Source organism: Microbispora sp. GKU 823, from assembly GCF_002027145.1.
GTDB lineage: Bacteria > Actinomycetota > Actinomycetes > Streptosporangiales > Streptosporangiaceae > Microbispora > Microbispora siamensis.
Map to the genome: position 1 here is coordinate 1 of NZ_MWJN01000071.1, position 23,661 is coordinate 23,661.

General features: G+C 72.1%; 20 protein-coding genes. 9 read left to right on the plus strand and 11 right to left on the minus strand.

What is annotated here, in order from left to right:
• Positions 1-1,383: serine/threonine-protein kinase (locus B1L11_RS29990; protein ID WP_143737646.1), on the minus strand; the 1,383-nt coding region annotated here is incomplete at its 3' end.
• A gap of 176 nt (positions 1,384-1,559) precedes the next feature.
• Here B1L11_RS29990 and B1L11_RS29995 point away from each other — a divergent pair.
• The 4 genes from B1L11_RS29995 to B1L11_RS30010 all read left to right on the plus strand — a co-directional run bounded on the left by B1L11_RS29995 (position 1,560) and on the right by B1L11_RS30010 (position 5,421).
• Entirely contained in the window at positions 1,560-2,036 is a 477-nt protein-coding gene (locus B1L11_RS29995; protein ID WP_079318535.1) for a hypothetical protein, read from the plus strand.
• A 155-nt stretch (positions 2,037-2,191) separates the two neighbouring features.
• Complete coding sequence (locus B1L11_RS30000; protein ID WP_079318537.1) at positions 2,192-3,295, plus strand: DUF6461 domain-containing protein; 1,104 nt, start codon at positions 2,192-2,194, stop codon at positions 3,293-3,295.
• A gap of 381 nt (positions 3,296-3,676) precedes the next feature.
• The gene (locus tag B1L11_RS30005; protein WP_079318551.1) at positions 3,677-4,276 is read left to right on the plus strand and encodes a hypothetical protein; all 600 of its coding nucleotides are present in this window, start codon (positions 3,677-3,679) and stop codon (positions 4,274-4,276) included.
• Between the two features lie 152 nt (positions 4,277-4,428).
• Positions 4,429-5,421 (plus strand): hypothetical protein, encoded by a 993-nt coding sequence (locus tag B1L11_RS30010; RefSeq protein ID WP_079318553.1) that lies wholly within the window; start codon positions 4,429-4,431, stop codon positions 5,419-5,421.
• A gap of 17 nt (positions 5,422-5,438) precedes the next feature.
• Here the strand turns inward: B1L11_RS30010 and B1L11_RS30015 are convergent, their stop codons facing one another.
• The 3 genes from B1L11_RS30015 to B1L11_RS30025 all read right to left on the minus strand — a co-directional run bounded on the left by B1L11_RS30015 (position 5,439) and on the right by B1L11_RS30025 (position 8,254).
• Positions 5,439-6,419, minus strand: coding sequence for an ABC transporter substrate-binding protein (locus tag B1L11_RS30015; RefSeq protein WP_079318555.1), 981 nt, complete (start codon positions 6,417-6,419; stop codon positions 5,439-5,441).
• Positions 6,420-6,524: 105 nt separating this feature from the next.
• Positions 6,525-7,289 carry an amino acid ABC transporter ATP-binding protein gene (locus tag B1L11_RS30020; RefSeq protein ID WP_079318557.1) on the minus strand — a complete coding sequence of 255 codons (765 nt, stop codon included), beginning with the start codon at positions 7,287-7,289 and terminating at the stop codon, positions 6,525-6,527.
• Positions 7,286-8,254, minus strand: coding sequence for an amino acid ABC transporter permease (locus B1L11_RS30025; protein WP_079318559.1), 969 nt, complete (start codon positions 8,252-8,254; stop codon positions 7,286-7,288). The genes B1L11_RS30020 and B1L11_RS30025 overlap by 4 nt, the downstream gene beginning before the upstream one ends.
• A gap of 315 nt (positions 8,255-8,569) precedes the next feature.
• Here B1L11_RS30025 and B1L11_RS30030 point away from each other — a divergent pair, with 315 nt between their 5' ends.
• From B1L11_RS30030 to B1L11_RS30055, 5 genes are all read left to right on the plus strand, one after another.
• Positions 8,570-9,280, plus strand: coding sequence for a GNAT family N-acetyltransferase (locus B1L11_RS30030; protein ID WP_079318561.1), 711 nt, complete (start codon positions 8,570-8,572; stop codon positions 9,278-9,280).
• Between the two features lie 325 nt (positions 9,281-9,605).
• Entirely contained in the window at positions 9,606-10,391 is a 786-nt protein-coding gene (locus B1L11_RS30035; RefSeq protein ID WP_079318575.1) for a hypothetical protein, read from the plus strand.
• A 343-nt stretch (positions 10,392-10,734) separates the two neighbouring features.
• Entirely contained in the window at positions 10,735-12,372 is a 1,638-nt protein-coding gene (gene rsgA, locus B1L11_RS55290) for a ribosome small subunit-dependent GTPase A (RefSeq protein ID WP_372974745.1), read from the plus strand.
• Between the two features lie 145 nt (positions 12,373-12,517).
• Entirely contained in the window at positions 12,518-13,870 is a 1,353-nt protein-coding gene (locus tag B1L11_RS30050) for an NtaA/DmoA family FMN-dependent monooxygenase (protein WP_079318579.1), read from the plus strand.
• Positions 13,867-15,051, plus strand: a complete 1,185-nt coding sequence (locus B1L11_RS30055; RefSeq protein WP_079318581.1) for an LLM class flavin-dependent oxidoreductase — start codon at positions 13,867-13,869, stop codon at positions 15,049-15,051. The genes B1L11_RS30050 and B1L11_RS30055 overlap by 4 nt, the downstream gene beginning before the upstream one ends.
• A gap of 184 nt (positions 15,052-15,235) precedes the next feature.
• On the opposite strand, the gene B1L11_RS30060 is transcribed toward B1L11_RS30055, so the two are convergent.
• From B1L11_RS30060 to B1L11_RS30090, 7 genes are all read right to left on the minus strand, one after another.
• Positions 15,236-16,882, minus strand: coding sequence for an ABC transporter ATP-binding protein (locus tag B1L11_RS30060; protein ID WP_079318583.1), 1,647 nt, complete (start codon positions 16,880-16,882; stop codon positions 15,236-15,238).
• Entirely contained in the window at positions 16,879-17,721 is an 843-nt protein-coding gene (locus tag B1L11_RS30065; protein ID WP_079318585.1) for an ABC transporter permease, read from the minus strand. Before B1L11_RS30065 ends, B1L11_RS30060 begins: the two co-directional genes overlap by 4 nt.
• The gene (locus B1L11_RS30070; protein ID WP_079318598.1) at positions 17,718-18,809 is read right to left on the minus strand and encodes an ABC transporter permease; all 1,092 of its coding nucleotides are present in this window, start codon (positions 18,807-18,809) and stop codon (positions 17,718-17,720) included. Before B1L11_RS30070 ends, B1L11_RS30065 begins: the two co-directional genes overlap by 4 nt.
• The gene (locus B1L11_RS30075; RefSeq protein ID WP_079318612.1) at positions 18,806-20,416 is read right to left on the minus strand and encodes an ABC transporter substrate-binding protein; all 1,611 of its coding nucleotides are present in this window, start codon (positions 20,414-20,416) and stop codon (positions 18,806-18,808) included. The genes B1L11_RS30070 and B1L11_RS30075 overlap by 4 nt, the downstream gene beginning before the upstream one ends.
• A complete protein-coding gene (locus tag B1L11_RS30080) occupies positions 20,413-21,039 on the minus strand; it encodes a GNAT family N-acetyltransferase (RefSeq protein ID WP_256863018.1) in 627 nt (208 codons plus the stop codon). Before B1L11_RS30080 ends, B1L11_RS30075 begins: the two co-directional genes overlap by 4 nt.
• A 144-nt stretch (positions 21,040-21,183) precedes the next feature.
• Entirely contained in the window at positions 21,184-22,464 is a 1,281-nt protein-coding gene (locus B1L11_RS30085; RefSeq protein WP_079318614.1) for an MsnO8 family LLM class oxidoreductase, read from the minus strand.
• Positions 22,461-23,636, minus strand: a complete 1,176-nt coding sequence (locus B1L11_RS30090; RefSeq protein WP_079318628.1) for an LLM class flavin-dependent oxidoreductase — start codon at positions 23,634-23,636, stop codon at positions 22,461-22,463. Before B1L11_RS30090 ends, B1L11_RS30085 begins: the two co-directional genes overlap by 4 nt.
• Positions 23,637-23,661: the final 25 nt, after the last annotated feature.

Here is a 23,661-nt window from a genome sequence, read left to right on the forward strand (position 1 = left end):
GCCGGAGTCGACGGCGACCATGCGCGCCCTGCTCCCAAGGGCCTCGCGCATGCGCAGGGCGCCGCTGTACGGCGTCGGCGCCGGTCGTGCAGGTCCCGACATCCGGGCGGCCTCGGTCAGCGGCCGCTGCACCCGCAGGCCCGCCCGATCCGCGTCAACCCACTCGCGCAGCCGGGGCCAGGCGCGCAGCAGGGCGGACGCGGCGAGAGCGACCGTCTCGCCCTCCCGTACGACGAGGTCGGCGCGCGCGAAGCCCGACAGCACCCGGCCGGCCGTCTCCCGGTCGACCACGCCGTCGAGGAGCTCGTCCTCGGGCACCGGCCGGGGAAGGTCGTCGCCTCCCTCCCCCGGCGCGACCATGCGCAGCAGGATCCGCGGCACCAGCGCCTGGTCGGCCGGAACGAGCGCGCCGTACGCCTCTTCGGCCACGGCCGCGAGGGAGGGCGGCGCGACGGCCCTGGACGGCCCGAGACCCTCGGCCGTACGGGTGCCCTCCGCGAGCAGCGCCGCGCCTCCCGGCGACGGGTGCCCGAGCAGCGTCGCGAGGAGGGTGTCCGCGTCCGGCCTGGCCTCCGGGTTCTTGTCGAGCGCGCGGGCCACCAGGCCGCGCAGCGGCTCCCCGAGAGCCGCCAGGTCCGGCTCGGCCGCCAGGATGCGGTGCAGCAGGGCCGCCACCCCGGTCAGCGCCTGCCCCGCCGCGTCCGGATCGCCGCCGCGTACGGGCAGGCGCGCGGCCCCCTCGGCGAACGGCTCCCGGCCGGTGGCGGCGAACAGCGTCACGGCTCCCCAGGCCCAGACGTCGACGGCAGGGCCCGTCCGTACCCCGAGCACGCTCTCCGGAGCCATGAACGCCGGTGTGCCGGCGACGTGCCCGGTCGTCGTCAGCGACATGTCGGCGGTCCGCGCGATGCCGAAGTCGATGACCCGCGGGCCGTCGGGGCCGATCAGCACGTTGTCCGGTTTGAGATCGCGGTGGACCACGGACGCCCCGTGGATGGCGGCCAGCGCCGTCGCGATGCCCGTGGCGAGGCGGTGCAGCTCCCCCGGCCCGTACGGCCCGTCCCGCGCGACCGCCGCGCGCAGGCTCGGCCCGGCGACGAACTCGCTCACGATGTACGGCTGGGGGCCCTCCAGGTCGGCGGCGATGACCCTGGCCGTGCAGAAGGGCGCGACCCGGCGCGCGGCGGCGACCTCCTTGGCGAACCGCGCCCTCGCCCGCACGTCCCCCGGCCCACCCGCCGGGCGGAGGACCTTGACGGCCACCCGGCGACCGGCCTCGTCGTAGGCCTCGTACACGACGCCCTGCCCGCCCTCGCCCAGGCGGCCGGCCAGCCAGTAGCCGCCGAGCCTGCGCGGATCGCCGGGGAGCAGGACGGTCGCCATCCAGACCTCCCGCCAGCCGGAGACCGCATGCCCCGATCGTGCTACGGGGATCCGGCGCCGCCAAGACCCCTGCGGCACGCTCGGTCAGGCTCGTGGCCTGCGGAGGGCGTGTCTTCTCGACCGCTACAACCGGCGCCCGATAGGAGTAGGACCTCTCCCCTTCCTGATCGAGATCGGTGATCGATGGTTCCGGGGACGGGGACGGGGACGCGCAGAGAGTGGTCTCCAAGCGCTGGATCCAGGCGGCGGCGCTGGTGGCGGTGTTCGGGTTCTTCGTCATGGGGGTGCTCGCCTTCCGTACGTACACCGCGGGGCCGCCCGTGCCGCGGCTCGTGGTGAGCGAGTCCGGGCAGGAGTTGTACACCGGCTACGACGTCGCCGACGGGCAGAAGGTCTTCCTGGCCAACGGGCTGATGCAGTACGGGTCCGTGCTGGGGCTCGGGGGCTACCTCGGGCCGGACTACACGGCCGACTACTGCTCCTCGGGATCCCGCACCAGCGTGTTCTACCAGCGCAACCGCATCAGACAGTTCTCGCCCTTCTGGGTGGACGTGATCCTGCCGGGTGCGTCCAGGCCGGTAAGCGGGGCCGCCGGGAACATCGTGACCGATCCCTTCCAGAAGAGATCGAGGACTTCGACCTCTGCACAATAGACGGAATCTCATGACAACGCAGCGGGGCACCGCTGGGCCACACGCAGCAGGGTCATGATTCGTCAGACATGACCCAGGCGACAGTAGCCGGCAACAGGTGACGGAGGGGGTGCTTCCGGCACCCCCTCCGTCACCGTCTCATCGATCGAGGACCCGTGAACCTTTCCTCCACCGCCTATGAAAAGGCGCGACACCTGTTCCCCGACCAGTGCTGCATGAGCTGGATCAGGATCGGCGAATCCGGCACCGCGTTCGCCGAACTCGTCCGCGGCTTCGGTGGCGACATCTCCGCTGCCCGCCCGGCCACCTACGAGGACGTCGAGGCCACGGCGTACGAAGACCTGGACGAGGAGGCCGACGGCATCATGCTGGCCGCCCGGCACGGCGCGTGGACCATCGTCATGGAACCCTTCAACGCCCGCGGCACCAGCCTGCGGATTCTGCGTGAAGTGGCGGCCGGCGGCCGGGCGTACAGTGTCCGGTGGACAGTGAACCGCCAGGTGAGGATCGCTTACGTAGCAGACGGGGAACTCGTCGCCGCTTTCGACCCTTTTGATCTGGACACCGTCGCGCCCAGTGCGGGCCGTGACTGGCTCGCCGGTCTCACGGTGACGCAAGAACAGTGGCGGCGCGACTGGTTCGCCGCCGCCCTCGCCGTCGGCGAGGAGTTGTCCGGGATACGGGTGGACGGCCAGTGGTTGCAGCAAGCGCACCTGGGGGTTCAGTTGTATCCGCAGCCGCCCCGCGCGGTGACGCCCGCGGATCTTCTGGACGCCGACATGCGTGCCATCGCCGAGCGCGACCACCGAATCGGCGCCATCGCCGCCGACCCCACCCCCGGCAGGCTGCCGGAGATCATCCAGATCGCCGCCGAACTCGCCGTCGCCACTACCGGCCTGGAGGGCCCGCTCATCGACGAGGCCATGCGGCTGATCGCGGCGGGCGACCGCAGCGGGGAGGCACAGGAGGTGCGCCGCCGTCTCTCCGGTCTCCGGGACCGGTATCTGGCCGAAGCCCGACGAGGGCCGGACCTCATACCCGGTCACGACACCGAGCACGGGCGCCTGTTGCTCAAGGAGCGAGCCGTGCAGGCGCTCACCCATGCCCTCGATCCCGGCGTGGATCTCATCGATGCCGCCGAAGCCACTGTCCAGGCCGCGGGGCAGACCCACCTGAGCGAGGAGAACGGCGACCGCGAAAGGGAACGGGTTCTCGGCGTCGTCATCTACTACATCCGCACCGGGACGAGTCCTTGGTGAGAGCCGTACGCGCGTTCCCCTGCAGAATCGGTCGCGAAGGGAACCACGGCGTCCGCATGTCACGCGCTGCCCGTGTTCTCGTCACTTTGCTGATTACCGCCGGGTGTGCCCAGGCACCCGCCGATACAGGCGCTGGGACGGAGCCCTCTATCACTCCACATGTCGGCGGCGACGGCCTTGTCCATCGCGAATCCTCAGGCAGGATCCTCGCCTTCCACCGCCACCGCTCAAGAAAGTCCTGTCTGCCGGGCTTGGACCGAAAGTCCCACGATCACGGGACTTCGAGACGACCGGAGCGTGCCGTACGGCTCCTGCGGCACCGCCGGTGATCGCGGTTTCCTTGAGGTGTCGAAAGAGAAAAGACGTTGAAAGGGGCCGGTCATGGCCATCACCGAAGGGCGTAACCAGAGGAACCACCGCCTCGACGCCGCCGCTCCCACCGGCGCGGTCACCGTCCCCGCCCCCCGCGCGCACGGCGATGCGATCCCCGCCACCACCCGCCCGGTGCGGTACGTGTGGGCCGCGGCCCGGATCGCGATCGGCTGGGTGTTCCTGTGGGCCTTCCTGGACAAGCTGTTCGGCTGGGGCTTCGCCACTCCCGCCGCCAAGGCCTGGATCAACGGCGGCAGCCCGACCACCGGCTTCCTGAAGGGCACCGCCGACCACACCTTCGGCGGCCTGTTCAACACCCTCGCGGGCCAGGCCTGGGTCGACTGGCTGTTCATGGCCGGCCTCGCCGGCATCGGCGCCGCCCTCATCCTCGGCGTGGGCATGCGCATCGCCGCCACCACCGGCGGACTGCTCCTGCTGATGATGTGGGCCGCCGAACTGCCGCTGACCACCAACCCCTTCATGGACGAGCACATCGTCTACGCCATCGTCCTGGCGGGCCTCGCCCTCGCCGGCGCCGGCACCACCCTCGGACTCGGCAAGTGGTGGGCCGCCACCCCCCTGGTCCGCCGCCTCCCGATCCTCAAGTAGACCGACCTCAAGTAGACCGATCCTCACGCAGCAGACTCCGGCGCCCACCCCCTGCCCCCTGGGGGTGGGCGCGGCTCGGCCGGGGCCGCCCATCGCGCTTCCACCCTGACGACAGCGGGCCCCCGCGGAAGACTTCCAAGAGAAGGTGCGCCGTGAATTCTCCCTTCGCCACAGAACTCGCCTTCCACCGACTGCTCACCGCCGCCGGGCAGGCGCCCTCGGTGCTCAACACGCAGCCCTGGCGGCTCGAAGCGCTTCACGGGGAGTTCGCCGAACTGCTGGCCGACCCCGACCGGCGGCTCCGGGTCAGCGACCCTCGCGGGCGCTCGCTGCACGTCAGCTGTGGCGCCGCCCTGTTCAACCTCCGGCTCGCCGTGCGGACGGCCGGTCACCGGCCGCTGGTCTGGCTGCTGCCGAACACCGCGGAGGAGCCGCGGCTCCTGGCCGCCGTCCGCGTGTCGCCGTACCGGCCGGCCCCTGTGCGAACGCGCGAATTGTACGACCGCATCGGCCTGCGCCGGACCAACCGGGAGCCGTTCAGCGAACGGCGGGTCCCCGAGCATGTGCTCGCGGATCTGCGCGACGCGGCCGCTCGTGAGGGGGCCTGCCTGGTCATGCTCGGCCGGCACGCCGCGGCGGACCTGCTGGAGCACGTCGCCATCGCCGACGACGAGCTGGCCAAGGACGGCGGCTACCAGGCGGAGCTGCGGGCGTGGACGATGAGCGGAAACCGCCGCGACGGCCTGCCGTCCTACGTGCAGGGGCCCGGCTGCGCCGACGACCCGGCGCCGGTCCGGGACTTCGGACTGCACAGGGAGCGTGGGCCGGTCCACTTCGAGTCCCGTCCCCGGCTTGCGGTGCTCACCACGGCGGGCGACGGCCCCCTCGACTGGCTGCGCGCCGGCCAGGCGTTGCAACGCCTGCTGCTGACCGCCACCGTCCACGGCGTCTCGGCCTCGTTCCTCAACCAGCCGCTCGACCTCCGCGACATGCGCCGCCGCAGCGATCCCCACCATCGGCGCGGGCACATCCAGATGATCATCCGGCTGGGGTACGGCCCGGCGGTCCCCCGGGCGCCCCGCCGCCCCGCCGCGGAACTGAGAAGAACCGCTCCGGCCCGAACCCGCGAAAGCTGCGCGGTGTGAGCCGAAGCCGAGGGGGCCTACTGCTCGCGGGGCAGGCCGGGCGGGTTGACCAGGGATTCGGGGACTGCCTCGTTGGACAGGCCCCAGCGGGCGAGGACCTTGGCGTAGGTGCCGTCCTTGATGAGGGCGTTGAGGGCGTCGGCGATCGGCTTGGCCAGGCCGTTGCCCTTCTGCGTCATCGCGGCGATGAGCCCCTGGAGCGTGGGCCCGGCGCCTGAGTAGGTGCCGACGATCTTCGTGTCGCCGCTCACCGCGGCGTGGTAGGCCGAGGTGGGGTTGGGTGCGAAGTACGCCTGGATCCGGCCGGACTTGAGCGCCAGGTAGGTGTCGGCCGCCTGCTTGTAGTACTGGATCTGAGCGGGCTTCAGCCCGGCGGCGCGGTTCTGCTTGTCCCAGCCCAGCAGGATCTTCTCCTGGTTGGTGCCGGAGCCCACCGCCACGCTGAGGCCGGCGACGTCGGCCGGCTTGGCGATGGACGTGATCTTGCTGTTCTTCGGCACCTCCCAGGCCAGCTGGTCCAGCCGGTAGGTGGCGAAGTCGTAGATGTCCTTGCGCTCCTCGGTGACGGTGATGTTGGAGAAGCCGGCCGCGTACTTGCCGGACCGCACCGCGAGGAACAGGTTCTCCCACGACGTGGCCTCGATGCGCAGCTTCAGGCCGAGCACGTCGGCGACGAGGGAGGCGATGTCCTCCTCCACCCCGATCGGGGTGACGTTGTCGTCGGCGACGAACGACAGCGGCGGCTCGAACGTGGAGGTGCCGATCAGGAACTCCCCCTTGGCCCGGATCGCGGCGGGCACCTCGGCGGCGATCGCTTCAACCTTCTCGGCCCGGATCCGGTTCTGCTCCGGACTCGTATTGATCTTCAGTACGCCGGGCGGGGCCGCGGCAGCGGCGGCTGCGCCGCTGCCGGCCGCGCCGTCGTCGGGAACCGTGCCGCAGGCGGCGAGCAGCAGCAGAGCGGACACGCCGAGCACGGATAACCGGGATGGTGACATGGATCGTCCTTCAGGGATTGGAGCGTTCTGCTCAGGGATTCAGAGCACGGTGCGAAGAGATTCGGAGAACCTTGCTGAGGGGTTCAGAGAACCCTGCTGAGAGGTTCAGAGAACCTTGCTGAGGAAGGCGCGCGTACGGTCGTGCCTCGGCCGGTCGAGCACCTGCCCGGGCGGGCCCTGCTCGACGATCTGACCGGCGTCCATGAAGACCACGGTGTCGGCGACCTCGCGGGCGAAGCCGATCTCGTGGGTCACGACGATCATGGTGGTGCCGCTGCGGGCGAGCGCCTTCATCACTTCCAGCACCTCGCCCACCAGCTCGGGGTCGAGCGCCGAGGTGGGCTCGTCGAACAGCACGACCTTGGGCCGCAGGGCCAGGGCCCGGGCGATCGCGACGCGTTGCTGCTGTCCCCCGGACAGCTGCCGCGGGTAGGCGCCGGCCTTGTCGGACAGGCCCACCTGCTCGAGCAGCTCGGTCGCCAGCGCCTCGACCTCGTCGCGAGGGCGGCGCTGGGCCGAGATGGGGGCCTCGGTCACGTTCTCCCTGACGGTGAGATGGGGGAACAGGTGGAAGTTCTGGAAGACGAAGCCGATCTGGGTGCGCCGGCGCAGGATGTCGCGTTCCCGCAGCTCGTACAGCCGGTCTCCGGACCGCCGGTAGCCGACGAACTCGCCGTCGATGGCGACGTACCCGCGATCGATCTTCTCCAGGTGGTTGATGCTGCGCAGCAGCGTCGACTTGCCCGACCCGGACGGACCGATGATCACCGTCACCTCACCGGGCTGGACCCGCAGGTCCACCCCGCGCAGGACCTCCAGGGGGCCGTAGCTCTTGTGCACGCCGCGCACGTCGACCATTGGTGCGCTCATCGCCGCCCGCCTCCGTCCCCGGCCGGGCGCTGCCGCCGGGCGGCCCGCCGTACGGTGAGGATCCGGCGCACCCGCTGCACCGGCGTGGGCGGCAGGGCCCGCGCGAGGCCCCGGCCGAACCTGCGTTCCACGTAGTACTGCGCGGCCGACAGCACCGTGGTGAGGACGAGATACCAGATCGCGGCCACCAGCAGCATCGCGATCACCCGGCCGTTGCGGTTGTAGATCACCTGGACCTGGTAGAACAGCTCGGGCAGCGCCATGATGTAGACGACCGAAGTGCCCTTGACCAGGCCGATGATCTCGTTGCCCGCTGCCGGGACGATCGACCGCATGGCCTGCGGAAGCTGGATCCGGAAGATCTGCCTGGCCCTCGGGATGCCGAGCGCGGCGGCCGCCTCCAGCTGGCCCGGGTCCACCGACAGGAAGCCCCCGCGCACGATCTCCGCGGCGTACGCCGCCTGGTGCAGCGCCAGGCCGAGCGCGGCGGCCGTCACCGGTCCGATCAGGTCCATCGAGCCGACGGAGAAGAACGCGGGCCCGAACGGCACCCCGAACGAGATCTGCTTGTACAGGGCGGCGAGGTTGTACCAGAACAGCAACTGCAGGATGAGCGGCACCGAGCGGAACAGCCACACGTAACCCCAGGCCGCCGACGCGAGCAGCGGGACGCGCGACAGCCGCATCAGCGCGAGCACGGTCCCCAGCAGGAAGCCGAGCACGATGCCGAGCGCGGTCAGCTCCACGGTGAACAGCACCGCGTGCAGCACCGAGGGATGGAACAGGTACGCGCCGACGACCGGCCAGTCCCAGGCCGGATTGGTGACCAGCGCGTTGACCGCCATCGCCAGCAGCACGGCCACCACGGCGCCGGCGATCCAGCGTCCCGGGTGCCGTGCCTTGATCACGGTCAGCGAGCCGGCGGACTCCGCCGCCGTCTCCTCCAGCACGGCGGGCGCGGTCATCGTGCCTCCGTGGCGTCGGGTAAGTGGACGTGATTGAGCGCGAAGGGCTCGACAGTCATGGATCAACCCTCCCGGCGACCGCGCTGATCGCGGGCGTCCGACATTTCTCTATCTTCAGCACAGGGATGGAATACCGTCAAGACCTACTTGTTTAGTAGGTAATTGCCTAGGATGCGTCCGCAGGAGGACGAGTGACAGGAGATCCGATGCCGAAGGCATGCGCATTCCCCCCGTACGGCGGCACCCGCGGTGAGACGGCCATGGAGGTGAGCGCGTGAGCACCGGACACGGCGACGCGTCCCGGGGAGGGCCGCGGTGAGCGAGCGGCACCTTCTGGACAACCCCGCGTGGGCGTCGCTGACCGGCCCGCACGCGCACTTCGCCGAACGGTACGGCAACGCGGCGCGCTACCCGGACGACGTCTCCCCGTTCTTCGCGCTGCCCGACGAGCCCGGCCCCGCGGACTGGAGCGACCTCGCCGCGCTCGCGGGGCCCGGCGCGACGGTCCCGGTCACCGGCGCCGCCGCCGCGGTGCCGGACGGGTGGGAGGTGGTCTCGAACGGCGCGGGCGTGCAACTGGTCGGCGACGACGTGGTCCCGGCACCCGACGACGAGGCGGTCCGCCTGGAGACGGCGGACGTGCCGGAGATGCTGGACCTCGTCGCGCGCACGCAGCCGGGCCCGTTCCGGCCGCGCACCATCGAGATGGGCACCTACCTGGGCATCCGCCGCGGCGGTGCGCTGGTCGCGATGGCCGGGGAGCGGCTGCACCCGCCCGGCTGGACGGAGATCAGCGCGGTCTGCACCGATCCGGCCTTCCGCCGCCAGGGCCTGGCGTCCCGGCTGGTGCTGGCCGTCGCCGCCGGCATCCGCGCCCGCGGCGAGACCCCGTTCATGCACGCCGCCGCGAGCAACACCACGGCGATCCGCGTGTACGAGGCGCTCGGCTTCCGTCTCCGCCGGCGGACGGCGTTCGTCGCCGTCCGCGTGCCCGCCGACGTACCCGCCGACGTACCGGTCACGTGAGGGGCAGGGCGGGGAGGGCGGACATGCCGCCATCAGCGGCGCCACCGTCGGGGCACGCCCCGCAGCACGCAGGAGGCGATCGTGGTCAACCTGCCCGAGCTGAAGTGGACCGGCCCGATCCGCACGACGGCCTGACCCACCGGCGAGCGGTACGGGAAGTCCTTCGGCGGCGATTTTCAGCCGAGACGATACAAGGGTTTATCAGAAGCCGATTATGAGAGTCTCGCGACGGTATTGCGCCTCCGCGTACGGACACCTGATGATGAGGGGCGACACGGCTTTTCTTTCAGGTGCGCATCAGGTGCGCACAAAAAATGGAGACGCGATGAGGCTTCGCAAGGTGGCCGCTTCGATCGGTGCGGGCATTCTCGCGGCCTTCACGCCGACCCCCCAGGCGGCGATGGCCGGACCCGTGACGGACCACATCGGCGCGGCGGAAGAGCTGGTGGACGAGCTGAATTCGATCGGCTGGCCGTCGGAGTCCTCATACAACAAGTACTGCGGCACCGGATGCGCCGGCTCCGTCGTCACCTGGGGCACGCCCGGGGTCCCGGCGAGCTATTACAGCGAAAGTCAGTGCGCCCCTTTCGTCACCAAGCTTCTGGCGCATACCTACCCGTGGGCCACCAGCACGTATTTCAGCACTGAATTCTCGAGCACCAGTCCCAACAGCGCGCGATACTACGACCGCATAAATGCCGACACCGTCGACCACATGGACAAGATAACCAAGGTGGCCTCCCTCGCGCCCGGAGACATCATTGCGATCAAGTACGAGGCGGGCGCCAGCGGGGGAAGCGGGCACACACCGGTGGTCCGATCGCTGGCCGGCACGGTGGTCACGGACAGCGATCCGAATACGACCGAATATGTGGTCGAGGTCGTGGACTCCACGAGCAACCCGCACGGGACCGCCCCTGTCGCGGACGGCCGCGACGACTCACGGAGCAGTGGCTCCACCGAATACAGCGGCGTGGGATACGGCTTCATGGTCCTTTACGCCGACGCGAACGGCGACTTCTACGGATACCGCTGGGGAACGGACGAAAGCGCCTTCCACTCCGTCGCCACGAGGCCCATCGTCGCGGCCCGGGTGACGTCCGAGGCATAGCAGGCCTTTCGCCATAGCCGAGCGAGCCGGGCCGTGGTGGACTCCGCAGGCCGCAGACCGGCCCGTCCCCGATCGATCGCGGACGGGCCGACAGGGAACGGCAACGGTACGACCGCCCCTGTCCGGGGTGCTAGGCTGCCGCCGTTCGGTATCGGATCGGCGTGGGAGGGAGGTGAGGTTTGATGACCGCGGTGAAGACCGCTGCCCTGCGCAGCGCCCGGACCAACCTCACGTCCCGGGCCCCGGTCTGACCCACTTCCTCCCCCAGCCTTGAGCCACCCGGCTCGCGAGGCGGGGTGATGTCCGCGTCTCGTCGGGGCCCCTTCTCCGCAAGGGTCTCACGTTGCCACACACATACACCGAACCGTCCGGCCTGTCCCGCTATGGGTGGACCGACGCACTCGACCAGACCTTCACCGAACATCACAGAGCGGGCCTCGTGCCGGCCCGGATCTCCCGGGTCGATCGCGGCCTGTGCACGGCGATCACCACCTCGGGCCCGGTGCGGGCCACGTTCACCGCGCCGCACCCGCCCAACCCGCTCCTGACGCCCTGCACCGGCGACTGGGCCGCGCTGTGCCCGGGCACCCAGCCGCACCTGACGGCGCTGCTGCCGCGGCACAGCGCGATCGTGCGCTCGTCGGCGTCCAGGTCCTCCCACGGGCAGGTGCTCGCCGCCAACGTCGACACGGTCGTCGTCGCCCTGTCCCTGGCTACGCCCCTGGACGCGGCCAAACTGGAACGGCTGCTCGCTCTGGCCTGGGAGAGCGGGGCGCGGCCGCTGATCGTCTTGACCAAGGCGGATCTGGCCGCCGATCCCGAGGCCGTCCACGCCGAGGCCGGCGCGCTGGCACCCGGCGTGGACATCCTGGTCACCAGCGTCGCCACGGGTCACAACATCGACGTGCTGGCCGCGCTGCTGCGCGGCACCACCGTGTTGCTCGGCCCCTCGGGTGCGGGCAAGTCCAGCCTCGGCAACACCCTGCTGGGCGAGGAGTCGCTGGCCACCGGCGCGGTGCGCGCGCAGGACGGCAAGGGCCGCCACACCACCGTCCGTCGTGAGCTGTTCCCCCTGCCCGGCGGCGGGGTCCTCATCGACACGCCCGGCCTGCGTGGGATCAGCCTGCACGATGCCGCCGACGGCCTGGAGCAGGTCTTCGCCGAGATCGAAGACCTCGCCGCGCACTGCCGCTTCGGCGACTGCGCCCACGACACCGAGCCGGGGTGCGCGGTCCGGGCGCCAGTCGAGGCGGGTGGAGCTGCCCGAACGTCGCCTGCGCAGCTACCGCAAGCTGCAACGGGAGAACGCCTGGGCGGCCTCACGCACCGATGCCCGGCTGCGCGACGAGCGCGTCGACCAGCAGAAGGCCATCACCAGTCACCTGCGCGCCACGTACAGGTTCCGGGACCGGCAGCTGTGACCGGCCACGTCCTTCATCCGCACAACAGGGAGACGAACCCCGCCCATGACCCCTTCCTGGACCACCCCGTCCCGAGCAGCCCCGGCGACGTCGCCGCAATCCGCGACATCAACCTTGCCGCCTTCCCCAGCCCGCACGAGGCCGACCTCGTCGAGGCGCTGCGGGCCGACCCCCAGGCGTGGCTGCCCGGCATGTCCTGGCTGGCCGAGGCCCCCGGCGGCGAGCTCGCCGGATACGCGCTGCTCACCCGCTGCCACGTCGGCGACTCACCCGCCCTCGCCTTGGGCCCGTGCGCCGTCAGGCCAGAACATCAGCGGCGGGGCGCGGGTTCGGCCGCCATCCGCGCCGCCTTGCGCGCCGCCCGCGAGCAGGGCGAGAACCTGGTGGTCGTGCTGGGCCACGCCGAGTACTACCCGCGCTTCGGCTTCACCCCTGCCTCCGGGTACGGCATCCGCCCGCCCTTCGACGTCGAGGACAAGTACATGATGGCGCTCGCCTTTGACCCTGAACGGCCGGTCCCGAGCGGCGTCATCCGCTACCCGGCGGCGTTCGGCGTCTGATCTCCCGCTCTTCGAACGCGGCGAACGGCCCTCAGCGCGGCTGGGGGCCGTTCGACCAGTGATCGCCGACGATCGATTGACGACAAAACCCTCTTTACCTACTGTATTACTAGGTTTCGTCGCGCCGAGACGTCAGGAGTCCCCCGTGACCAAGCAGATCCATCTCGCCGCGCACTTCCCCGGCGTGAACAACACCACGGTCTGGTCCGACCCCGCATCGGGCAGTCAGATCGACTTCGACTCGTTCCGCCACCTGGCGCAGACGGCCGAACGCGGGAAGTTCGACTTCTTCTTCCTGGCCGAAGGACTGCGGCTGCGCGAGGCGAAGGGCCGCATCCACGACCTGGACGTCGTGGGACGCCCGGAGTCGCTCACGGTCCTTTCCGCCCTGGCCGCCGTCACCACACACCTGGGGCTCGCCGCGACGGTGAACTCCACCTTCAACGAACCGTACGAGGTGGCGCGACGGCTGGCCACACTCGACCACCTGAGCGGAGGCCGGGCCGCGTGGAACGTGGTGACCAGCTTCGACGCCTTCACCGGGGAGAACTTCCGCCGGGGCGGCTTCCTGGCCGAGGCCGACCGGTACACCCGGGCGAAGGAGTTCCTGCAGACCGCCAGGGAACTGTGGGACTCGTGGGCATCGGACGCGGTGGCCGCGGATCCGGAGTCGGGGCGGTTCCTGCGGCCCGGCGGCGTCACCCCCTTCCGTCACCAGGGCAGGCACTTCGACATCTCGGGGCTGTTCAACGTGCCGCGCGGCCCGCAGGGCCACCCGGTGATCATCCAGGCCGGCGACTCCGACGAGGGCCGCGAGTTCGCGGCGTCGTCGGCTGACGTGATCTTCAGCAGGCACAGCAAGCTGGAGGAGGGCCGCGCCTTCTACCGTGACGTCAAGCGCAGGCTCGCCGCGTACGGACGGCGGCCGGAGGAGCTGAAGATCCTTCCCGCCGTGACGTACGTGCTCGGCGACACCGAGGCCGAGGCCGCCGAACGGGCCGCCGAGATCCGCCGTGCGCAGGTCAGCCCGCAGACGGCCATCTACTTCCTGGAGGCCGTGTGGGGCCGCGACCTGTCGGGATACGACCCGGACGGCCCGCTGCCCGACGTCGAGCCGAACCTGGACGAGGGCGTGTCCAAGGGCCACGCGGCGTTCCGCCGTGACCGCGGCGAGCTGGTGGCCAAGTGGCGCGCCCTCGCCGAGGAGAAGAACCTGTCGATCCGCGAGCTCGCCATCGAGGTCTCCGCGCCGCAGACCTTCATCGGCACGCCGCGGTCGGTCGCCGACGAGATCGATCACTTCGTGCAGACCGACGCGGCCGACGGCTTCATCTTCGTGCCCCACCTGACTCCCGGCGGGCTGGACGACCTGGTCGACAAGGTCGTCCCCCTGTTGCAGGAGAAGGGCGTGTTCCGGACCGACTACACCGGGCCCACCCTCCGCGACCACCTCGGCCTCGCCCCCCGCACTCCGAACCGTACCGAGGAGACCTCATGACCCTGCATCTCGCCGTCGCGCTGGACGGGGCGGGCTGGCACCCGGCCGCGTGGCGGGCCGAAGGCGCGCGGCCGGACCGGCTGTTCACCCCCGGCTACTGGGCCGAACTCGTCGCGGAGGCGGAGCGCGGGCTGCTCGACTTCGTCACCTTCGAAGACGCGCTCGGCCTCCAGTCCTCCCACCTCAACGAGCCCGACGGGCGGCTCGACCAGGTGCGCGGGCGGCTCGACGCGGTGCTGATCGCGTCGCGTGTGGCCCCGCTGACCTCGCGGATCGGCCTCGTGCCGACCGCCGGCACGACCCACACCGAGCCGTTCCACGTCGCGATCGGCATCGCCTCGCTCGACCACATCAGCCGCGGCAGGGCCGGCTGGCGGCCCCAGATCTATGGCCGCCCCGACCACGTCGCGCACTTCGGCCGTCGTTCCCCGTTCCCGCCGCAGGACTACTCCCCCGACCGGGATCCCGTCTTCGGCAAGCACGTGCTGGATTTGTTCGCCGAGGCCACCGACGCGGTCGAGGTGGTCCGCCGCCTGTGGGACAGCTGGGAGGACGACGCCGAGATCCGCGACGTCGCGACGGGCCGCTTCATCGACCGCGACAAGCTCCACTACATCGACTTCCGCGGCGAGTGGTTCAGCGTGAAGGGCCCGTCGATCACGCCGCGCTCCCCGCAGGGCCAGCCGCTGGTCACCTCCCTGGCCCACGACACGCTGCCGTACGAGTTCGCGGCCCGGTCCTCCGACGTCGTGTACGTCACGCCACGCGACCGGGAGGACGCCGCCGCGATCGTCGAGAGCGTCCGGGCGGCTGAGGCGGCCGTCGGCCGCACCGAGCCGCCGTTGCGGATCTTCGCGGATCTGGTGGTCTTCCTCGACGCCCACGACGCGGCCGGCCGCAAGGCCCGGCTGGACGACCTCGACGGCGCCGCGCTCGACTCGGACGCGCACGTCTTCACCGGCACCCCCGAGGAGCTCGCCGGGCTGCTGCTGGAGTGGCGGGAGGCGGGTCTGGAGGGATTCCGCCTCCGGCCGGGCGTGCTGCCCCACGACCTGGCGGCGATCACCCGTGGCCTGGTGCCCGCGCTGCAGAACGCGGGCGCGTTCCGGACGGCGTACGACACGGCGGACCTGCGCGGGCGGCTCGGGCTGGCCCGTCCCGCGAGCCGCTACGCGGCATAGAGCCGCGTGAGGGGCGAGCCGGCGCGGACCGCTCGCCCCTCACCCGGGACCACGCGGGCGGGATCCCGACGCCCAGCCCGGGCTGTCCGGTCCGATGTCGGGGCAGCTCTCGTGGATTGCGTTTGTGGCCCACCTGAAGACGTCAGCGGCGGCGTTTCGCTGCCGGCGCCCAGCGGAGCACGGCTCACGCCGAGGGCGCGGGGCCGGGGAGCCGGGGCACGGCCGCGAGCAACTCCCGGGTGTACGGGTGCCGGGGGTGATGGAAGACCTCGACGGCGTCCCCCTCCTCCACCACGCGGCCGTCCTTCATCACCAGGACCCGGTCGCTCAGGTGGCGGACGACGCCCAGGTCGTGGGAGATGAACAGCAGCGCCGTGCCGTCCTCGGCCTGGATCTCGGCCAGCAGGTCGAGCACCTGGGCCTGGATCGACACGTCGAGCGCGGAGACGGGCTCGTCGCAGATGAGCACCTCGGGCCGGGACGCGAGCGCGCGGGCGATGGCCACGCGCTGCCGCTGGCCGCCGGACAGCTCCCGGGGACGCCTGCCGAGCAGTTCGGGCGGCAGCCCGACCCGGCCCAGCAGTTCGACGGCGCGCTCCCGGCGCCGCCGCCTCGGCAGCGCGGAGAGCGGGTCGGTGACCAGACGGCCCACCGTGTGACGCGGGTCGAAGGAGTCCAGCGGGTTCTGCGCGATCACCTGGACGGCGGGGCGGAGGGGGCGCCGCCGCCGCTCGGGCAGGCCGCTCCACGGACCTCCCCGCAGGGTCACCTCCCCCGCGTCCGGCGCGAGCAGGCCGAGGGCCAGCCGCGCGAGGGTCGTCTTGCCCGACCCCGACTCGCCGACCACGCCGAGCGTCTCCCCCGCGTGCAGGCGGAAGGAGACGTCGTCCACGGCCCTGCGCGAGCCGTACGCGACCGACAACCCCGTGGCGGCGAGCACGGGATCGCGAGGGGCGGCCTCCGGGGAGCGCTGCGGCCGGCGCGGCACGGCGGAGGCGGAGGGCACGGCGGCCAGCAGGGCACGGGTGTAGTCGTGCCGCGGAGCCGTCAGCACCTCGCGCGGCGGCCCCTCCTCGACCACCAGGCCGTCCTTCATGACCAGGACGCGGTCGGCGACCGCGGCCACCACGGCGAGGTCGTGGCTGATCATCAGCAGCGCCGTCCCGGCCGCCTTGCGGTCCGCGAGCAGCCGCAGGATCTGGGCCTGCACGGTCACGTCGAGGGCGGTCGTGGGCTCGTCGGCGATGATCAGCTCCGGCTCCGCGGCGATGGCGGAGGCGATCAGCGCCCGCTGCCGCAGCCCGCCGGACAGCTGGTGCGGGTGCTGCCGCACGCGCACTTCGGGGTCCGGGACGCCCACGGCCTCCAGCAGCGCCCGGACGCGCTCCGGGCGGGCCTGGCGGGGCACCACGTCATGTTCGGCCAGCACCTCGGTGATCTCGGCCCCCACGGTGCGCAGCGGGTCGAGCGAGACCAGGGCGTCCTGCAGGACCAGCCCGGCGAACCGGCCGCGCACGCGGCGCCACTCGCGCGGGCCGAAGGTCAGGGCGTCCCCGCCGCCGACGCGGAAGGCCGACGCCCGCACCTTCGCGCCCGGGCCAGCCAGGCCGATGAGGGCGCGGGCCGTGACGCTCTTGCCCGACCCCGACTCGCCGACCAGGGCGACGCACTCCCCCGGCGCGATCGACAGCGACAGCCCGCGTACGGCCTCGACGCCGGAGGCGGGGAAGGAGACCCGCAGGTCCTCCACAGCGACGAGCGGCGGAGCGGCGGCGGGGCCGGGGGCTGAGTCGGGGGCGGAGTCGGCACGGGTGATCGCGAGCTCTGTCATGGTGTCCTTCCCTCGAAACGCCGCTGGAGGTGCCGCCCGGCGACCGTCAGGCACACGACCGACAGGGTGAGGGCCACTCCCGGGGAGAAGGCCACCCACGAGGCCACGCGCAGGTAGTCCCGCGACTCGGCCAGCATGGTGCCCCACTCGGGGGCGGGCGGCTGGGGGCCCATGCCGAGGAAGCTGAGGCCCGATGTGGCGATGACGGCCTGGCCGAGCCCCATCGTGGCCAGCACAGGGACGGGCCCGACGACGTTGGGCAGCACGTGCCGGGCGACGACGCGGGCCCGCGAGTGGCCGAAGGTCACCGCCTGCTCGACGTAGCCGGAGCGGCGCACGACGAACGTCTGCGCCCTGACCACCCGCGCGTACGTGGGGATCTGGGCGATCCCGATCGCGGCGACGACGTTCCATGTGCCGGGACCCGTGATGGCGATCACCAGGAGTGCGAGCAGCAGCTCGGGGAAGGTAGACAGCACGTCGAACAGGCGGGCGAGCGCCTCACCGGCCAGGCGGGTCGCCAGCCCGGCGGCCAGGCCCAGCAGCGAGCCCGCGCCCACCGCGAGCGCGGTGGCGAGGACCCCGATGCCGAGCGAGTGGCGGGCGCCGTACACGACGCGGGCGAGCACGTCGCGGCCGAGGTGGTCGGTGCCGAGCGGATGACCCGCGCCGGGCGGGGCCAGCGCCCGCAGCGGGTCGGCCGCCAGCGGGTCGACCCGGGTGACCAGGCCGGGGGCCGCCACGGCGACGACCAGCACGGCCAGGACGAGTAGGGCGAGGACGAGGCCGGGGCGCGGGCGGGCGCCCTGCCTGACAGCGGGTGCGGCGACGGCCATCATGCGCTCCTGAGCCGGGGGTCGATGAGCCGGTAGGCGAGGTCGAGCAGGGCGCTGATCGTCACGTACACCGCCGCGGACAGGATGACGACGGCCATCACGACCGGCATGTCCTTGGCGCTGACGGCCTGCATGGTCACCCGGCCGAGCCCCGGACGGCCGAAAAGTGCCTCGGTGATGACGGCCCCGCCGAGCAGGACGCCGGTGAACCAGCCGGTGAGGGTGACGGCCGGAAGAAGCGCGTGCCGCAGCGCGTGCCGGGCCACCACGGCCCGCTCGCTGAGGCCGCGCGAGCGGGCGGTCACCGCGAACGGCTGCTCCAGCGCGCGTTCCAGGCCCTCCCTGAGCACCTGCCCGAGCACGCCGGCGACGGGCAGGCCGAGCGCCAGCGCGGGAAGGACGAGCGCCTGCGGATCGGCCGCACCCGAGACGGGGAACCAGCCGAGCGAGAACGAGAACACGAACAGCAGCACGATGCCGATCACGAACTGCGGCACCGACACCGCCACCAGTTCGGCGGCGGAGACGATCCGGCGCGGCCAGACCGACCTGCCCGCCGTCGCCACCGCCAGGACGAGCGCCAGCACCACGCCGACCGCGGCGGCCGCCAGGGTCAGCCGCACGGTCGGGCCCACCTGCCCGGCCAGGACCTCGCCGACGCCGCGCTGCAGCTGGTAGGAACGGCCGAGGTCGCCGTGCAGCAGACGGCCGAGATAGCTCAGGTAGCGTACGGCCTCGGGCCGGTCCAGCCCCCACTCGGCAATGATCTGCGCGCGGATCTCCGGTGTGTCGGCGCCGTCGCCCACGAGGATGTCGACGGTGTCGCCCGGGGCCAGCAGCAGGGCCGCGTACGCGGTCGTGGCGGCCGCCCACAGCACGGCCACGGCCGAGACGAGCCGCCGCACCGGTATGCCCAGCCAGCCGGGCGCGCGCAGGGCGGAAAGCCGCCGCCACGCGGGCGGCCGGGCCACGGGCGGCCGGGTCGCGGAGGTCGGTGTCGCGGAAATCAGTGTCGTGGACGGCGGTGTCGTGGACGGCGGTGTCGTGGACGGCGGTGTCGTGGGCTGCCGGGCCGGTGGCGCCGCCGTCATGCGGCGATCCGCACGTCGTAGACGCCGCGCGGCGTGCCGGACACGGGGTCGAAGCCCAGACCCTGCACGTTCCTGCTCGCCGCGATCTGGTCGGAGGGGACGTAGATGGGGAAGACGATCGCCTCGTCGGCCACCACCTTGCGCTGGACCTTGGCGTACAGCGCCTTCCGCTCGGCGGCGTCGGAGCTCGCCGACGCGTCGGCGAGCCATCCGTCGAGGGCGGCGTCCTCGTAGTGGGTGCGGTTGATGGCCCCGCCCTTCGGCAGGATGAGGTTGAGCGCGGCCCCGACGTCGGAGTCGCCGCGCGAGTTCTCGAAGATCTCGTACGCGTCGTCGTCGAGCGCCTTCTGCGCCGTGCCCTGGTCCACGATCTTCACCTGGAAGTCGATCCCCGCCGTCTGCTTGACCTGCGCCTGGATGGCCTGGGCCAGGATGTCCCTGCGGTCGCGGACGAACGGCGCCGACGCCACCGAGCGGACCGTCAGCCGCTTGCCGTCCTTGACCCGGTAGCCCTCGGCGTCGCGCCGGGTCCAGCCCGCCGCGTCGAGCAGCGCGTTCGCCTTGGCGGCGTCCCCGCCGTACGTCCTCTCCAGGGACGGGTCGTAGAACGGGCTGGTGTCGCCGACGACGCTCCAGGCCCGCTTGGCGGTGCCCTGGTAGACGGAGGCCAGCACGGCGTCGACGTCGACCGCCTCCCGGAACGCCTGCCGCACCCGCTTGTCGTCGAAGGGCGGGTGGGAGGTGTTGAAGTAGTAGGAGAACGACGTGCCGGAGTTGAGCGCCGACTGGAAGGACAGCCCCGGGTCCTGCTTGATCGACTGGACGTCGGTGGCCGGGACGCCCTCGACGACCTGGACCTGCCCGGAGGTGAGCGCGCCGATGCGGACGGCCGCCTGCGGCAGGAAGCGGTAGGTGACCTCCGACAGGTACGCCGGTCCCTGGTGGGCGCTGCCCTGCGGCGCCCAGTTGTAGCGGGGGTTGCGCCGGTAGTGGACCTCCTGGCCCTTCACGTATCGGTCGAGGACGAACGGGCCGGTCCCGACCACGTCCGGGCCGCCGGCCTTCAGCTCCTTGGCCTCGCGGAGCGACTTCGGCGACACCTGCCCGGCGTACGGCGAGGCGAGGAAGTCGAGGAACAGTCCGTCCGGCTCCTTCAGCGTGATCTTCAGGGTGGTGGGCGAGAGCACCTCGGCCTTGTCGAAGGCGTGCAGCTGGATGGCGGCGACCGTCGGGTTGTAGCCGGGCTCGCGCAGCTTGTCGAAGTTCGCCTTCACCGCGGCCGCGTCGAACTTCGTGCCGTCCTGGAAGGTGACGTCGTCACGCAACTCCAGGGTGTAGGTGCGCCCGTCGTCCGAGACCTTCCACGACCAGGCGAGCCACGGGACGAACGACCCGTCCTTCCCGTGCGCGAGCAGCGCGTCGAACTGGTTGAACACCAGCAGCCTGGCCTTGTTCTGCGCCCACAGATGGGGGTTGAACGTGATGGGCTCGGTCTCGACGGCCCACGTCAGAGAGGTGCCGCCCGCCTGCGCGGCCGGCGTCTCGGAACCGCACGCGGCCAGGGCCGCGACGAGGATGAGGGGAAGCGCGCCCCTGATGACCTTCACAGTGGTCCTCCTGCTGTGCCCGCGTGGAACGCCTCGGACTCCGGCAGCGGGTCCCGCCCTGGAATGCCGGGACGGACGCCGGAGAGATCCTTGACGAAGGGAAGGGGGCCGCGGACGGGACGGTCGTCCACGTCGAACAGCGGCGTGTATCCGGCGGCCAGGTAGAGCGCGGCCGCCTCCGGCTGCCGGGGGCCGGTCGTGAGGTAGACGCGGCGATACCCACGTACGGCCGCCTCGCGCTCCAGCGCGCGCACCACGGCCCGGCCGAGCCCACGCCGCCGGTGGGAGGGGTGGGACCAGATCCGCTTCAGCTCGGCCGTGACCGGGTCGTACCTGCGGAACGCGCCGCCCGCGATGGTCTCGCCGCCGGAGACGACGACCAGGAACGCCCCGTGGGGCGGGGCGAACTCGTGTGCCGGGAAGCGCGCGAGCTCGTCGTTGGGGCCGTAGCGGGCCGTGTACTCCGCACTGAGGCCGGCCAGCAGCGGTTCCGCCTCGGGATCGCCGACCCCGACGTGGCGCACCTCGTAGCCCGCGTAGTCCGGCACCCCGTAGTCCCGCACCCCGTAGTCCCGCAGCGCGTAGTCCCGCAGCGCGTAGTCCGGCACCGCGTAGTCCGGCACCGCGTAGTCCGGCGCCGTGTAGTCCGGCGCCGCGTGGTCGGGCGCACCACCGCCGGCGCGGCCGCGCTCCCCGCCGTCGCGCTCACGAGGCGCGCCCGCGAGGATCGGGCCGGTTGATCTGCGGCACGCGAAGGCCGGGGACGTTCACGATCTCGCCCCTGGCGTGCGTCTTCCGTGCCACGCCTCCGCGAGCAGCTCGTAGGAGCGGACCCGGTCGGCGTGCCCGTGCGTGATGGTGGTGACGAGCAACTCGTCGGCGCCCGTGACCCGCTGGAGCACGCGCAGCCGCTCCGCGACCGTCTCCGGCGAGCCCGCGAACTGGGTGTCCACGCGGTCGGCCACCAGCTCCCTGTCGGCCTCGCTCCAGACGTGCGCGTCCGCCTCCTCGGGCGTCGGATAGGGGATCGCCCCCTGGCCCGTGCGGATGGCGCGTACCCAGAGGCCGTACGGTTTGGCCAGCTCTCTGGCCGTCTCGTCGTCCTCGGCCACGACCACGTCCGCCGAGACGACGACGTACGGCTCGGACAGCACCTTGGAGGGGGTGAACGCCTCCCGGTAGGCCTCCACGGCCTCCAGCACCGACGCCGGGCTGACGTGGTAGTTGGCGGCGAACGGCAGGCCGCGCTCCCCCGCCACCTTCGCGCTCTGCCCGCCGCTGCTGCCGAGGATCCACAGCTCCACCTCGGCGCCCTCGCCCGGCACGGCGTGCGCCGCGATCCCCTCCGCCGACCGGTAGGTGCCCTCCAGGAAGGCGACGACCTCGTCGACCTGCTCGGCGAAGTCGGGGGTCCGCGCGCCCGGCTGTTGCAGCAGCGCGGCCTGGAGGGCGAGCTGCGGAGAGCGGGCCAGCTCGGCGAAGGAGAACGCGGGCGGGATCAGCAGCCCGTCCACCACCCGGGACTCACGGGGTCCGGAGGTCCGGGCGGCCTCGGGAGCCCGGCCGGCCTCCGCCACAGCCTCCGCCCTGCGCTGCCCGGACCGGCCGAGCCCGAGGTCGATCCGGCCGGGATGGAGCGCGTCGATCAGGCCGAACTGCTCGACCACCGCGATGGGCGTCTGGTGGCCGAGCTGCACCGCGCCGGAGCCCACCCTGATGTGGTTCGTCGCGGCCGCGATGAGGCCGATGAGCACCGCCGGGGCCGAGCTCGCGACGCCGGCCGCGAAGTGGTGCTCGGCCACCCAGTAGCGGAGGTAGCCGAGACGCTCGGCGTGGCGGGCGAGGTCGATGCTGTTGCGCAACGCGTCTCCCGCGCCGCTGCCGGACGGGATCGGGGACAGGTCGAGGATCGACAGGGGAACCGGCCGGTTGCCCGGCTGCGCAGTGCCGACCTGCTGCGCTGTGCTGCCCGGCTGCGCTGTGCTACCCGGCTGCGCAGTGCTGCCCGGCTGCGCAGTGGGCTGTGCTGTCGGCTGGGGAACGCTCATGCCGGCACTCCGGTGCTCGTGACGGTGCTCTGCGGGGTCGTCGCGGTGCTCTGCGGGGTTGGCGCGGTGCTCTGCCGGGTCGCGACGGCGTCCTGCGGGGTCGCGCCGTCCGCCTGCGGGGTCCCGGGCACGGCGGGGAACGGCCTGCTCGGGATCTCCTTGCGCAGCACGGGGGCGATGTCGCTCTGGAACAGCTCCAGCGCCGCCCGATGCTGGGCCCGGGTCAGGCCGTCGGCGTCCGCGCTGAGGTGCATGACCTCGTGCCCGAGCCGGTCGTGGTAGCGGAGGACCTTGTCGATGATCTGCTGCGGGCTGCCGACGAGGATCGAGCCGCGCTCGATGGCGTCCTCCAGCGAGTGGAAGACCGGCTCCACGCCCGACTTGCGAAACAGCGCGACCCGGGCGTCGTAGATCGGCCGGTAGGTCGCGATCGCCTCCTGGGAGGTGCGCGCCGCGTAGAAGCCGGCGCTGCCCGCGCCCACCAGCGCGTCGGCGGGGTCGTGCCCGTAGTGCGCCCACCGTTCGCGGTAGTGGTCGACCAGTTCGGCGTACGGCTCGATGGGGTTGGTGACGTTCGCCGAGAAAAGCGGGTCGCCGTAGCGGGCGGCCAGGTCGACCGAGTCCTTGCTGGTGGCGCTGCCGTGCCAGACCCGGATCGGCTGCTGCAACGGGCGCGGCCAGGTCTCCGCGTCCGTGAGGGACGGCCGGAACCGGCCCTCCCACGTGACCCTGTCCTCCCGCCAGAGCCTGCGGAACAGCTCGTACGCCTCCCGGTTGCGGTCCCACTGGTCCTCGGGGGTGACGTGGAAGAGCCGCGCCTGGGCCGACCCGTTCCCCTTGCCGATGATCAGCTCCAGACGGCCGCCCGACAGGTGGTCGAGCGTCGCGTAGTCCTCGTACGCCCGCACGGGGTCGAGCAGGCTGAGCGTGGTGACGGCGGTGAACAGCCGGATGCGGGAGGTCCGGGCGGCGATGTGACTGAGCACGACGGGCGGCGAGGAGGAGATGAAGGGCCGCTCGTGCCGCTCTCCCACCCCGTAGCCGTCGAAGCCCAGCTCTTCGGCGAGTACGGCGTTGTCCACGACTTCGCGGAACCGCTCGGTGGTGGACCTGGTCTCGCCGGTCAGCGGGTCAGGGCCGTGCGCGATGAGGGTGATGGCGAGGAATTTCACGTGGTCGCATACCTCCCAAAAGGCT